Annotated in this window: 11 protein-coding genes; all 11 read left to right on the top strand. The window is 66.2% G+C overall.

Annotated elements, in window-relative coordinates; genetic code table 11:
- Positions 1-4: 4 nt before the first annotated feature.
- The 11 genes from murG (at position 5) to ileS (ending at position 13,749) form a co-directional block, all read left to right on the top strand.
- A complete protein-coding gene (gene murG, locus ACRVY7_RS19980; protein ID WP_431818362.1) occupies positions 5-1,342 on the top strand; it encodes an undecaprenyldiphospho-muramoylpentapeptide beta-N-acetylglucosaminyltransferase in 1,338 nt (445 codons plus the stop codon).
- Positions 1,343-1,434: 92 nt separating this feature from the next.
- Entirely contained in the window at positions 1,435-2,922 is a 1,488-nt protein-coding gene (gene murC / locus ACRVY7_RS19975) for a UDP-N-acetylmuramate--L-alanine ligase (protein ID WP_431818432.1), read from the top strand.
- Positions 2,923-2,954: 32 nt separating this feature from the next.
- Positions 2,955-3,620 (top strand): cell division protein FtsQ/DivIB, encoded by a 666-nt coding sequence (locus tag ACRVY7_RS19970; RefSeq protein WP_200903222.1) that lies wholly within the window; start codon positions 2,955-2,957, stop codon positions 3,618-3,620.
- A gap of 372 nt (positions 3,621-3,992) precedes the next feature.
- Positions 3,993-5,165 (top strand): cell division protein FtsZ, encoded by a 1,173-nt coding sequence (gene ftsZ, locus ACRVY7_RS19965; RefSeq protein WP_049698232.1) that lies wholly within the window; start codon positions 3,993-3,995, stop codon positions 5,163-5,165.
- Between the two features lie 5 nt (positions 5,166-5,170).
- Positions 5,171-5,908 (top strand): peptidoglycan editing factor PgeF, encoded by a 738-nt coding sequence (pgeF, locus tag ACRVY7_RS19960; RefSeq protein ID WP_431818361.1) that lies wholly within the window; start codon positions 5,171-5,173, stop codon positions 5,906-5,908.
- Positions 5,908-6,654: a YggS family pyridoxal phosphate-dependent enzyme gene (locus ACRVY7_RS19955; RefSeq protein ID WP_431818360.1), complete on the top strand. Its 747-nt coding sequence runs from the start codon at positions 5,908-5,910 to the stop codon at positions 6,652-6,654. The genes pgeF and ACRVY7_RS19955 overlap by 1 nt, the downstream gene beginning before the upstream one ends.
- Positions 6,655-6,748: 94 nt before the next feature.
- On the top strand, positions 6,749-7,468 hold the full coding sequence (locus tag ACRVY7_RS19950) for a cell division protein SepF (RefSeq protein ID WP_049698230.1): 720 nt from the start codon (positions 6,749-6,751) through the stop codon (positions 7,466-7,468).
- 135 nt (positions 7,469-7,603) lie between these two features.
- Positions 7,604-7,930, top strand: coding sequence for a YggT family protein (locus ACRVY7_RS19945; RefSeq protein ID WP_049698229.1), 327 nt, complete (start codon positions 7,604-7,606; stop codon positions 7,928-7,930).
- A 356-nt stretch (positions 7,931-8,286) separates the two neighbouring features.
- Positions 8,287-9,126, top strand: coding sequence for a DivIVA-like cell division protein Wag31 (gene wag31, locus ACRVY7_RS19940; RefSeq protein ID WP_431818359.1), 840 nt, complete (start codon positions 8,287-8,289; stop codon positions 9,124-9,126).
- Positions 9,127-9,158: 32 nt separating this feature from the next.
- A complete protein-coding gene (locus tag ACRVY7_RS19935; protein ID WP_431818358.1) occupies positions 9,159-10,097 on the top strand; it encodes a hypothetical protein in 939 nt (312 codons plus the stop codon).
- Between the two features lie 463 nt (positions 10,098-10,560).
- Complete coding sequence (ileS, locus tag ACRVY7_RS19930) at positions 10,561-13,749, top strand: isoleucine--tRNA ligase (protein ID WP_431818431.1); 3,189 nt, start codon at positions 10,561-10,563, stop codon at positions 13,747-13,749.
- Positions 13,750-13,751: the final 2 nt, after the last annotated feature.

Below are 13,751 nucleotides of genomic sequence, written 5' to 3'. Positions count from 1 at the left end.
CCGAATGGGTCCGGACGAAACACGGGTCACGACAACCGACCCGGGGGCTGCGGGAGGCAGTGACCGTAAGCTGTCGGTTGTGGTCGCAGGTGGTGGCACCGCAGGTCACATCGAACCGGCGCTTGCCGTCGCGGACGCAGTGCACAGACTCGATCCGACCGCTCGGATCACCGCCTTGGGCACCTCTCGAGGACTCGAGACGACGCTCGTTCCCGAACGCGGCTACGACCTCGCGCTGATCCCGCCCGTACCGCTGCCGCGCAAGCCCGGCATCGAGCTGGCGAAGACACCCACGCGGTTGCTCCGCTCGGTTCTGGCCACACGCAAAGTCCTCGCCGACGCGAAGGCCGACGTCGTGGTCGGATTCGGCGGTTACGTCTCGATGCCCGCCTACCTGGCGGCCAGGGCCCATCTGCGGCCGAGTCGACGGCTGCCGATCGTGATCCACGAGGCCAACGCCAGTGCCGGTGTCGCGAACAAGGTCGGCGCCCGCTTCGCCGACGTCGTGATGGCCGCGGTCGACGGCTCGGGACTCGACGGCGCCGAGGTGGTCGGCATCCCGGTGCGCGGGGTGATCGCCGATCTCGACCGCAAGGGCCTGCGCGCGAAGGCACGCCACTACTTCGGCCTCGACGAGGATGCGCCGACCCTGCTCGTGTTCGGCGGTTCGCAGGGAGCGCAACGACTCAACGAGGCGGTCGCGGGCGCAGCTGATGCACTGGGGCGTGCCGGGATCGGAGTCTTGCACGCGTACGGACCCAAGAACACGATCGACCCGGTCTCACCCGAGGGCGCTCCGCCGTATCGGGCCGTCGGCTACCTCAAGCGCATGGACCTCGCCTACGCGGCTGCCGATCTCGTGATGTGCCGGTCTGGTGCGATGACGGTTGCCGAGGTGTCGGCGACCGGGCTCCCAGCCATCTACGTTCCCCTCCCGCACGGCAACGGTGAGCAGCGACTCAACGCGCTGCCGGTCGTCGAAGCCGGCGGCGGAGTGCTCGTCGCCGACGACGAGGTCACCGCGGACTGGGTGGCAGCGAAGGTTCCCGAGCTCCTCGGCAACCCCGATCGGCTCGCGGCAATGTCGGCGTCGGCGTCGGGGACTGGCCACGGCGACGCCGCGAATGCTGTGGCACGAGCGGCCCTCGACCTCGCTGCATCGCATCGGCTCGGGCGCAAGGCTCGAGCCGCGCAGCGCGGCGAGCAGCCGCAGGTCGACGCAGACGCACCGGTCGCCACCAAGGATCGCGAGTCAGCGGCTCGCGATGAGGGCACGAGCGGACCTGGCGCTCCCGATGACGGGGCGGCGTTTCGTTCGGCGGAATCGGCCCGCGAGCGGTGACAATCGACGACGTGACCCCACCACACCCCGAGCCTTCAGCACACCCCGAGCCGGGAGCCGCGCCGCTACCGGACGAGCTTCGTCGAGTCCACATGGTCGGTATCGGCGGGGCAGGAATGTCGGGGCTTGCGCGGATTCTGCTGTCCCGTGGTGGTCAGGTGTCGGGATCGGACGCCAAGACAAGTCGCGGAATCATCGCGCTGCGTGCACGCGGCGCCGAGATCACGATCGGACACGACGCCGCCGCCCTGGATGTGCTGCCCGGCGGCCCGACCGTCGTCGTCACGACGCACGCCGCCATACCCAAGACCAATCCGGAACTCGTCGCGGCACGCGAGCGTGGGATCCCGATTCTGTTGCGGCCCCACGTCCTCGCAGGACTGATGGCCGACCACCGCACGCTGCTCGCCGCAGGAACACACGGCAAGACGTCGACGACGTCGATGGCCGTCGTCGCGCTGCAGCATGCGGGCCTCGACCCGTCGTTCGCGATCGGCGGCGAGCTCAACGAGTCGGGCACCAACGCCCATCACGGTAGCGGCGACGTATTCGTCGCGGAGGCCGATGAGAGCGACGGTTCGCTCCTCGAATACACCCCCGACATCGTGGTGATCACCAACATCGAAGTCGACCATCTGGATTTCTTCGGCAGCGTCGAAGCGTATGTCGCGGTGTTCGACGAGTTCACCGAGAAGATCCGGCCGGGCGGCACGCTCATCGTCTGCCTCGACGATCCGGGAACCGTGGCACTCGCGCAGCGACGCGCCTCCGAGCTGACCGCGCGCGGCGTCCGGGTGCTCGGGTACGGCACCGACGCCGACACGGTCTCCATCCCGGACGTCATCCCGGCGGCCACGCTGCTCTCGTGGGCGCCGCAGGGGAGTGGCGGGGTGGCCGATGTGAGGTTCACAGAGCCGGTCGCCGACACCGCCATCGAGGTCCCGATCACTCTCACGACACCGGGAATCCACATGGCACGCAACAGCCTCGGCGCTATCCTCGGCGCGGTGTGCGCTGGCGGTGAACTGGCCGATGTCGTCGCGGGAGTCGAGGCATTCGGCGGTGTCCGACGCCGCTTCGAATACAAGGGGAGTGCCGCAGGCGTCGCGGTATACGACGACTACGCGCACCACCCGACCGAGGTCGCCGCGGTGCTCGCCGCAGCCCGCGGTGTGGTGGCACGAGGTGCCGGCGAGCACTCTCGAGGCGGTCACCAGGGTCGGGTGATCGCCGTCTTTCAACCCCACTTGTATTCGCGCACAGAAGAATTCGCGGAAGAGTTCGCCTCGGCTCTCGACGCGGCCGACGAAGTGATCGTCGCCGACGTCTACGGGGCACGTGAGGCGCCCATCCCGGGTGTGAGTGGTCGGAGCATCACAGACGGGCTCACCGGGAGCCATCGGTTCGTCCCCGATCTCTCGACGCTTGCCGGGGTGGTCGCCACGATCGCGCAGCCCGGCGACATCGTGTTGACCCTCGGTGCCGGAGACATCACCATGCAGGGACCCGAGATCCTCGCCGCACTCGACGACGCCCGCGCAGCGTCGCGCACGACCAACGGAGGCGAGGGCGCGTCGTGACCCGGTTCCTGCCGGAACGTCGAGGAGCGCGCATGCTACTCGGGGTCGCGGCCGTCGTGATCGTCGTCGTCGGACTCGTTCTCGTCGCGTTCTTCACGCCGCTGATGTCGGTGCGCACTACCACCGTCGAGGGTGCCAAGGGAGTGCAGACAGGCGAGATACTCCATGCGGCCGATGTCGCGTCGGGGACGCCGCTCCTGCGAGTCGACACTCGAGTCGTCGCCCAGCGGATAGCGGCGATCCCGTCGATCGAGTCCGCGCGGGTACAGCGTGAGTACCCGTCGTCGCTGTTGATCACGGTTGTCGAGCGGCAACCGACCGCCAGGGTCGTCGACGGCGACAAGGTGCACATCCTCGACCGCACCGGCGTCTCGTACCTGACCTACGCCACCAGGGGACTGCCGGGCGAGTACGCCGCGCTTCCGGTGTTCACCACGCCCAACCCCGGACCGTCGGATCCGACGACCGTCGCAGCCATGAAGGCAACCGCGGGACTACCCGACGACATCTCGGAGCAGGTGACGGCGATCGACGCGTCCTCACCTGTCGACATCGAGTTCACGCTCAAGGGCAACCGAAAGGTCGTCTGGGGCGATTCCGCCAGAGGCGACGAGAAGGCGCGGACCCTCGGATACCTGCTGCCGCGCAAGGCCTCCGAGTACAACGTGTCGAGCCCGGACTTCCCGGCTGTGAAGTAGCGCGGGCCGAGCCTTCTGCGTCGGCTTCGCCGCCGCGGCGCCTCCGCTGATCGAGCCGGTCCCTCGCTGATCGAGCCCATCCCTCGCTGATCGAGCCGATCCGTCGCTGCTTGAGCCCATCCCTCGCTGATCGAGCTGATCCCTCGCTGATCGAGCCGGTCTCTCGCTGATCGAGCTTGTCGAGATCACCCCCACCCACCCGACCGAGTCCCACCCGCGAGCGAGCCGCGCCAAAAAACACAGCGACACGCCGCGCCGCCTGCTGGCTCCAGGGGCAGCGGGTGCATAGCGTTCTCGGCAACAGACCACTTGACATAACTCTAAATCTATGGTTCAGGTTTAGGGTTTGGATCGATAAGGAAGGCGAGCGCCATGACGCCACCGCACAACTACCTGGCCGTGATCAAGGTCGTCGGCATCGGCGGCGGCGGCGTGAACGCCGTCAACCGAATGATCGAGCAGGGCCTGAAAGGCGTTGAGTTCATCGCCATCAACACCGACGCGCAAGCGTTGTTGATGAGCGATGCCGACGTCAAGCTCGACGTCGGCCGTGATTCGACGCGCGGTCTCGGAGCAGGCGCCGACCCCGAGGTCGGCCGCCGCGCCGCCGAGGACGCCCGCGACGAAATCGAAGAGCTTCTCAAGGGCGCCGACATGGTGTTCGTGACCGCGGGAGAGGGCGGCGGCACCGGTACCGGCGGTGCGCCGGTCGTCGCGTCGATCGCACGCAAGCTGGGTGCGCTGACCGTCGGCGTCGTGACGCGTCCGTTCGGCTTCGAGGGCAAGCGTCGCGGGGGACAGGCCGAGGCCGGCATCACCGCACTGCGTGAGTCCTGCGACACGCTCATCGTCATCCCCAACGACCGCCTCCTGCAGTTGGGCGACGCCCAGGTCAGCCTCATGGACGCGTTCCGTAGCGCCGACGAGGTGCTGCTCAACGGCGTGCAGGGCATCACGGACCTGATCACGACGCCCGGCCTGATCAACGTCGACTTCGCCGACGTCAAGGGCGTCATGAGTGACGCGGGTTCGGCACTCATGGGCATCGGGTCGTCGCGCGGCGAGGAGCGCGCGCGCAAGGCCGCCGAGGCAGCGATCAACTCGCCGCTGCTCGAGTCGTCGATGGAGGGTGCGCGCGGTGTGCTGATGTCCATCGCCGGTGGCAGCGACCTGGGTCTGTTCGAGATCCACAACGCCGCGACGCAGGTCCAGGAGGCCGCACACGAGGACGCCAACATCATCTTCGGCACGGTCATCGACGACAACCTCGGCGACGAGGTGCGCGTCACGGTGATCGCTGCGGGATTCGACGGCGGTACCCCGCGCAAGCGCACCGACGCCCCCTCAGCCGTCGGCAAGACGGCTGTCGGAGCGGGCCAGGCAGGCACCGTGAACCCCGCGGAGAAGAGCGACCCGCTCTTCGGACAGATGCCGCAGGAGGGCGCTGGTGACCCGTTCGCCGATCGCCCGGCCTCGCCGCCCCGCCGCAACAGCGTCACGCTCGACGATGATGACGTCGACGTGCCGTCGTTCATGAAGCGCTGACGACCGTGAGCGTGCCGATCACGCCCCGGGTGCGTCGTGTGGTGACCACCCGGGACGGTGGTGTGTCGCAACCGCCGTACGACACGTTCAATCTGGGCGACCACGTCGGCGACGACCCGAATGCCGTCGCCGCGAACAGGACTCGGCTCGCGTCGCAGCTGGGTCTCGCCGACGACCGCGTTGTCTGGATGGAACAGATCCACAGTCGCAACGTGACTGTGGTCGACGCTCCGGTCGGCCACGCAGTCGAGGCAACCGACGCGCTCGTGACGACGACGCCGGGCCTGGCGCTCGCGGTTCTCAGCGCCGACTGCGTGCCGGTACTGCTGAGCGACGACGAGGCGGGTGTGATCGCCGGGGTGCATGCCGGACGTGTCGGAGCGCGCATCGGGATCGTCCCGGAAACGCTGCGCGTGATGATCTCGTTGGGTGCGCGCCCCGAGCGGATCGGCGCATTTCTCGGCCCTGCCGCATGTGGCCGCCAATACGAGGTCCCCGCTGCGATGCAGCGCGACGTCGAAGAGCATCTTCCGGGCAGTGCCTGTCTGACGGACAAGCGCACCCCCGGGCTGGATCTGCGTGCCGGCCTGCGTCGGCAACTGCTCGCGCTGGGTGTGGCGGCGGTGGCAGAGGACCCGCGGTGCACGATCGAGGACGCGCACCTCTTCAGCCACCGACGCGGTGCGCCGACCGGCAGGCTCGCATCCGTCATCTGGATCAACCCGAGCCCGGAGTCGTCGTGATGACTGCACACGACGATGAGCGCACAGCTCAACTGGCGCGGTCGCTGTCGGGTGTGCGTACACGTCTCGACGCCGCGGTCGACGCCGCTGGACGACGACGAGGTGACGTCGAGCTACTCGTCGTCACAAAGTTCTTCCCTGCGGCTGATGTCGCGCGATTGATCACGTTGGGCGAGAAGGGTTTCGGCGAGTCGCGGGAACCCGAGGCGAGTCGCAAGATCGACGAACTGCGCGCAGAAGCGGGCGGCGACCTCGGCGACGTCGCGTTCGACATGATCGGTTCGGTCCAGACCAAGAAGGCGCGCACCGTCGCCAGGTGGGCCCGCGCGGTGCACTCGGTCGACCGCGACAAGCTCATCGATCACCTGGCGACAGCGAGCCGGTCCGCACTCGACGACGGTGAGCGGAGCACGCCGCTCGGCATCTATCTGCAACTGAGCCTCGACGCCGACCCGACCAGGGGTGGTGCGCTCGAGGACGAGCTTCCCGAGCTGGCTGACAGGGTCGAGGCAAGCGATTCGCTGGCACTGCGCGGGCTGATGGTCATTGCACCGCTCGACGGCGATGTCGACGAGTGGATGGCGCGAACCGCGCAGGCGCATGAACGGTTTCGGACCAGATTTCCCCAGGCGACCGGGTTGTCGGCGGGTATGTCGTCCGATCTCGAAAGTGCCGTCGCACATGGATCGACATGCGTGCGTGTCGGTACCGCAATCATGGGTCCGCGCCCGTTAATCTCTCACTAGTCACATTGGTCACATGCGAACCAACGAGAACAAACTCCACACTGACAACACTCGCGAACCCGCCGCGGGCGTCGGATGACCAGAGAGGCCTCACATGACCACGATGCAGAAGTTCAAGGCATATTTCGGCATGGTGCCTCCGAGCGAGTACGAGGACGACTACTTCGACGAGCCCGGACCGGGTCCCGTGCGGTCGGCTTCGCGTGAGCGCGCGTACCGCGACGACTACTACGGCGAGGCGCCGCTGCGCGACGGCTACGGCGATTCCTACGCCGACCCCGGGTACCGCGACGCTGTAGACGCAGGCTACGACGAGCGACGCTTCGGCCCGGGCTTCGATTCGGCACCCGGCTACGAGCAGGGGTACCAGGGCGACTACACCTACGCGGGTCCGCGACACTCCGAGCCCGCCGAGCGGCCCCGCCCGGTGTCGCGCCTCGAGCCGCTCCAGCGGTCGAGCGCGGCACCGCACCGATCGGCCGCTGTTGCGGCCTCTGCGAGCCCCGACCTCGAGCAGGTATTCGCCGACGGTCCGCTCCACAAGATCACGACGCTGCGCCCCGCCGACTACAGCGAAGCGCGCACGATCGGCGAGCGGTTCCGTGACGGAAATCCGGTCATCATGGATCTCGTCGACATGAGCAACGACGACGCGAAGCGCCTTGTCGACTTCGCTGCAGGCCTCGCGTTCGCACTGCGTGGCTCGTTCGACAAAGTCGCCACGAAGGTGTTTCTCCTCTCACCGGCTGACATCGACGTCTCAGCGGAGGATCGCAAGAAGATCGCCGCGACGGGCTTCTACAACCACGGCTGACACCGGCTTATTCGGCGGGCGAATCGCAACACGGTTCGCCCGCCGAAGCTCGGTTGGCCTCCACCTCTGCTCGCGCGCACCAGGTCAGCGGTACCTGGCGTGCAGCGTGCCCGACATATCAGGCACTCTTGACTCGTGGCGATTCTGTTCGAAGTCCTCTACTACGTGCTGTTCATCTACTGGCTGCTGCTCCTTGCGCGCCTCGTCATCGAATTGGTGCGCACCTTTGCGCGTGAATGGCGGCCGACGGGTATCGCAGTTGTGATCATCGAGGCGGTATTCACGGTCACCGACCCGCCGATCAAGGCGCTCCGACGCGTCCTGCCGCCGATCCCGCTCGGGCCAGTCCGACTCGACCTGTCGCTGATGATCGTGATGATCGTCGTACTCATCCTGATGTCGGTCATGCGAGGCCTCGCCAACAGCGCCGCATCGGATGCTCTCGCCAGCGGACTCATCTGAGATTTCCGATCACTCGTGTGACCTGCGATCACTCGTCGTCAGGCTGGTGTGACGGTGCTCCCGGCGTGTCGTCTGATCGGCCATTGCGCGTGGTCTCGGTGCCGCGACACGATCGAATGTTCTACCGTTGAGTGTCATCATCGAGTGACTGTTGAGTTGCAGGACGGCATCGAACGTATGCGACAAGCGGTTCAGATGTGACAGGATGAGACGCCAGTTACGGATTTTGACTGGTATGAATATTGAGTGACAGTCTGTACACATAGGCTGTGACTTGCCCGCCCAACTGAAGACCAAGCTCGAACGACACCAGCTCGAGACGACCCAACGCTCTAACGACAATGAGGGGAACCGACATGCGGCTGACACCAGCTGATGTGCACAACGTCGCGTTCAGCAAACCGCCGATCGGTAAGCGCGGCTACAACGAGGACGAAGTCGATCAGTTCCTTGACTTTGTCGAAGCAGAGCTCGCTCGTCTGATCGAGGAGAACGGCGACCTCAAACAACGTGTCGAAGAGCTCGAGGGTGAGCTCGCCGACGCAAAGGCAGGCAGCGGCGACGCAACGCCTTCCACGTCGACCGCCGACGATTCCACACAGGTTTTCGCCGCGGCGCCCACCGAGGTGCAGACTCCGCAGCAGCCGGTCGCTGCTGCCGCACCTGCGCCGCTGGCCAACGACGACTCCAACGTTCGCGCGGCTCGCGTTCTCGCGCTCGCACAGGACACCGCCGACCGTCTGACCGGATCTGCACGCCAAGAGGCCGATACGCTTCTCGCGGATGCGCGTTCGCGTGCCGACACCATGGTCTCCGAGGCCCAGACGAAGTCCGACGCCCTGCTGTCCGACGCTCGTCAGCGGTCGGAGGCCATCCTCGCCGATTCGCAGACCCGGTCGGAAGCTCAGCTCCGCCAGGCACAGGAGCGGTCCGAGGCGTTGCAGAGCGATGCCGAGCGCAAGCACAGCGAAATCATGGGCACCATCAACCAGCAGCGTGGCGTTCTCGAGGGTCGCATCGAACAGCTCAAGACGTTCGAGCGCGAGTACCGGACCCGCCTCAAGACCTACCTCGAATCCCAGCTCGAAGAGCTGCAGCAGCGCGGCAGTGCGGCGCCGGTCGAGAGTGGTCGTCCCGATCAGTCCTTCTCGTCGGACCCGGGTAACGGCGGCTTCAGCAGCTACTCGCAGAGCTGATCGGCCTTCGGCGGAGTCATTAGGCAGATGACGTGCTGAGTCTGGCGCTTGCGGCCACCCTGGTGGGGTTTGTGCTGCTCATCGTCGGGTTGATCACCGGAACGGTGTGGCTCGCGGTGGCATGCATCGTTGTCTGTCTGATCGGTCTGGGATTCCTGATCGTCGACATCATCGGCTCCGGCCGAAAAGATGATCGGGACCCGGGCGATGATCAAGTCGACGAGGAACCCGACACTCGGGGGCGTCGCAGCGACGCTGTCGCTGACAGCGACCGCTCCGGCTCCGAAAGCAACGTCTTCGACGCTGGCGCTGCCCGACGCGATTCCCCTCCGCAGTCGTCGTGGCAGGGCGTGATTCAACCCGGCGGGCGGTCGGGTCCACGCTCCGACGTCACATCGAATCCGGAATCAGCCCCCGACGCATCTGGTGCGGTTGCCCCCGATGCCGATGCACCCAGCGCTGATCCACCAAGCGCCGATTCACCACGCGCAGACACGCGCGGCACGGATGCACCCCCCTCAGACGCAAAGTCTGTGCCGTCCTCGCGAGAGGGCAATTACGACGACTATCTGCGCGCCGTCGGGGGCGATTCCGCAACCGGCGGATTCCGCCGACCACCGGCGGCCGGCGAGCAGGCAACGCCGCAGGGCTACGGGCAGCCGCCCCCTCAGGGTCCATCCGCTCAGGGCTACCCGCCGCAACCGTATTCGCAGCGCCCTTATTCGCAGGGTCCGTATCCTCAGCGCCCGTATCCGCAGGGCAACGAACCACAGCGCCAGCCGGGCACCGACCAGCATTCCGGAACGGCGCCTCGACAGTCAGATCGCGAGCAGCCGCGCGGAATACAGCAACCGCCGTCCGACGACGGAAAGCCGTCGGATCGGCCGTGGGAACAGCCCGAGCGTGAGCAGGGGAGCGGAACTGCGCGTTTCGATCCGCTCGATCCCAACTGGCGTCCTCCGCTCGACTGATCCGAAGCGATCGATCTCGAGCGACCCCCTGCGGCGTCGATTGCGGGCGGTCAACGGTCGATTCGTGGCCGGGTTGCCACGGTCGCTACACTGAAAGCGCAATGATCCGGCCATCACCGGGGAGCACCCGGAAGAACGGATTCTCGTCACGCATCGCGTGAGTCGGTGAGCATCCCAGTAGAACCGGGCGGGAGTGGCCCGTCATAGCCGCAGGCCAATTCGGTTGGCAGTGTTGGAGCACTCCGGGTGTGTGAACATCTCGGCGTTGTTCGCCTGCCGGTCCGAGATGGCCATGAGCGGCATCGAAGTAGTCCGGTGCAAGCGGGGTGGTACCGCGCACACGTCGTGCGTCCCCGTGCCAAGAGCACATGCACACGTCCGGTGAGGACGTGCGAGCCAGGCACGAGGAGTCAGCGTGAGCGAGCAGTCAGAATCGGCAACACGTGTGTACCCGGTCGTCGACATGACCGGCGGCGTACGTAGTGGTGCGCCTTCATTCCCCGACGTCGAGCTCAACGTGCTCGACTACTGGAAGAACGACGACACGTTCGCCGCATCCATCGCCAACAGAGCCGACGCCCCCGAGTTCGTCTTCTACGACGGGCCGCCGTTCGCCAACGGCCTGCCCCACTACGGTCACCTGCTGACCGGTTACGTGAAGGATCTGGTACCGAGGTACCAGACGATGCGCGGCAAGAAGGTCGAGCGTCGATTCGGCTGGGACACACACGGTCTGCCCGCAGAGCTCGAAGCCGAACGTCAACTCGGAATCACCGACAAGTCGGAGATCGAGAAGATGGGCGTCGAGAAGTTCAACGACTTCTGCCGCGACTCGGTGCTTCGTTACACCGGTGAGTGGCGTGACTACGTCACCCGCCAGGCTCGCTGGGTCGACTTCGACAACGACTACAAGACCCTCGACATCGACTTCATGGAGTCGGTGATGTGGGCATTCAGGCGGCTCTGGGACAAGGGACTCATCTATCAGGGATACCGCGTGCTGCCGTACTCCTGGTACGAGCAGACACCGTTGAGCAACCAGGAATCCAAGCTCGACGACGCCTACCGCATGCGCCAGGATCCCGCCCTCACGGTCAGCATGCCGCTGGTCGTCGACTCCGACGGTCCGTTGTCGGCACTGAACGGGGTCAACGCGCTGATCTGGACGACGACACCCTGGACGCTGCCGTCGAACCTCGCGATCGCCGTCAACCCCGATGTCTCCTACGTGCATGTGCGCGCGGCGGACGGTCGCGAGTACCTGCTCGCCGAGCCTTTGCTCGGCAGCTACGCCAAGGAGATCGTCGACCCGGAGGTGCTGGGCACGTATCAGGGCCGCGACCTGGAGGGTTTGGCCTACACACCGCCGTTCGACTTCTTCGTCGGGCATCCCAACGCGCACCGCGTCTTGCTCGGTGATTACGTCACCACCGACAGCGGCACCGGAATCGTCCATCTCGCGCCCGCTTTCGGTGAGGAGGACATGGAGCTCTCGACCGCCAACGGCATCGAGGTCGTGCAACCACTCGACGCCGGTGGCCGATTCACCTCGCAGGTCCCGCCGTACGAGGGTCTCATGGTGTTCGACGCCAACGCGCCGATCATCAAAGACCTCAAGGCCGGTGGGTCGCACGTTCTCGCTGCGCCGGACGGGCACGAGGGGCGCGTTGTCCGGCACGAGACCATCGAACACTCCTACCCACACTCGTGGCGGTCGGGAAAGCCGTTGATCTACATGGCCGTTCCGTCGTGGTTCGTCGCGGTCGACCCGATCAAGGACCGCATGATCGAGCTGAACAAGCAGATCACCTGGTCGCCGGCACACATCCGCGACGGGCAGTTCGGCAAGTGGCTCGAGGGTGCACGCGACTGGAACATCAGTCGTAATCGCTACTGGGGCGCGCCGATCCCGGTGTGGGTCTCCGACGACCCGGAGTACCCCCGCACCGACGTCTACGGCTCGCTCGACGAGCTCGAGCGCGACTTCGGCGTGCGCCCGAACAACTTGCACCGGCCCTACATCGACGAGCTGACGCGGCCCAATCCCGATGACCCGACCGGAAATTCGACGATGCGTCGCGTTCCCGAGGTCCTCGACTGCTGGTTCGAGTCGGGCTCGATGCCGTACGCCCAGGTGCATTACCCGTTCGAGAACTCGGAATGGTTCGACGGGGCGAGCGACGGCTCGGCGCCTGCGCATAATCCGGGTGACTTCATCGTCGAGTACAACGGTCAGACGCGTGGATGGTTCTACAACCTGCACGTGCTCGCGACTGCGCTGTTCGATCGTCCGGCATTCAGAACCGTTGCGGCGCATGGCATCGTGCTCGGCGACGACGGCCAGAAGATGTCGAAGTCCAAGCGCAATTATCCCGACGTCAACGAGGTGTTCGACCGCGACGGCAGCGATGCGATGCGGTGGTTCCTGATGGCTTCGCCGATTCTGCGTGGCGGCAATCTCGTGGTGACGGAGAAGGGAATCCGCGAGGGCGTGCGTCAGGCGCTGCTCCCGTTGTGGAATGCCTACAGCTTCCTGCAGCTCTACGCCGACCGGCCCGCCACGTGGCGCACCGATTCGTCGAACGTGCTCGACCGGTACATCCTGGCGAAGCTCGCCGTCACGCGCGACGCCATGACAGAGGCCCTCGACGTCTACGACGTCTCCGGGGCGTGTGATGCGTTCCGCGAGTTCGTCGAGTCGCTCACCAATTGGTATGTGCGCCGTTCGCGGGCACGTTTCTGGGCGGGCCAGGATGAGGACCCGGAGGCTTTCGACACCCTGTACACGGTGCTGGAGGTTGCGAGTCGCCTTGCGGCACCGCTGCTTCCGCTGGCGACCGAAGCGATCTGGCGTGGGCTGACCGGTGAGCGGTCGGTGCACCTGACCGACTGGCCGACGAGTGACGAACTGCCTGGCGACCCCGACCTCGTTGCGGCGATGGACGACGTGCAAGCGGTGTGCTCGACGGCGTCGAGCGTGCGCAAGGCCAACAAGCTCCGTGTGCGACTGCCGTTGCCGCAGTTGACCGTCGCGTCGCCCAACGCCGATCGCCTCGCGCCCTACACCGATCTGATCGCCGATGAAATGAACGTCAAGTCCGTGGAATTGTCCACTGACGCAGATCAATACGGTCATTACGAGCTCGCGGTCAATGCGCGCGCCGCAGGACCACGCCTCGGCAAGGATGTGCAGCGCGTCATCAAGGCGGTCAAGGCGGGGAATTGGAGCGTGCGGACCGCCGACGACGGTAGCGAGATCGTGTCGGCCGACGGCATCGACCTCGAACCGGGCGAGTACAGCAGGAAACTCGTTGCGGAGGAACCGGATTCGACGGCCGAACTCCCCGGTGGGGGCGGACTCGTCGTCCTCGATACGAACGTCACCGAAGACCTCGAGTCGGAGGGTTGGGCGAAGGATCGCGTGCGTGAACTCCAGGAGGCACGTCGCAATCTCGGGCTCGACGTGTCGGATCGCATCGAGGTGCGCTTCGTGGTGCCCGAGCAGCGACTCGAATGGGCTCGACGCCACGCCGACATGATTGCCGGTGAGGTGCTCGCGACGTCGTTCGTCGTCGAATCGGCAGACGACTCGGCCGCGGGTGCGATCGAACTCGGCGACGGGGTGACGGCAGACGTCAACAAGGCGGGCTGAGC

Source organism: Gordonia jacobaea (assembly GCF_965344965.1).
Lineage (GTDB): Bacteria > Actinomycetota > Actinomycetes > Mycobacteriales > Mycobacteriaceae > Gordonia > Gordonia jacobaea.
This window is presented reverse-complemented; position numbering and strand designations above follow the sequence as displayed.

Coding starts and splice junctions, on each gene's coding strand:
- murG (WP_431818362.1), top strand. CDS start 5: ATGGGTCCGGACGAAACACGGGTCACGACAACCGACCCGGGGGCTGCG.
- murC (WP_431818432.1), top strand. CDS start 1,435: ATGGTCGGTATCGGCGGGGCAGGAATGTCGGGGCTTGCGCGGATTCTG.
- ACRVY7_RS19970 (WP_200903222.1), top strand. CDS start 2,955: ATGCTACTCGGGGTCGCGGCCGTCGTGATCGTCGTCGTCGGACTCGTT.
- ftsZ (WP_049698232.1), top strand. CDS start 3,993: ATGACGCCACCGCACAACTACCTGGCCGTGATCAAGGTCGTCGGCATC.
- ACRVY7_RS19955 (WP_431818360.1), top strand. CDS start 5,908: ATGACTGCACACGACGATGAGCGCACAGCTCAACTGGCGCGGTCGCTG.
- ACRVY7_RS19950 (WP_049698230.1), top strand. CDS start 6,749: ATGACCACGATGCAGAAGTTCAAGGCATATTTCGGCATGGTGCCTCCG.
- wag31 (WP_431818359.1), top strand. CDS start 8,287: ATGCGGCTGACACCAGCTGATGTGCACAACGTCGCGTTCAGCAAACCG.
- ileS (WP_431818431.1), top strand. CDS start 10,561: ATGACCGGCGGCGTACGTAGTGGTGCGCCTTCATTCCCCGACGTCGAG.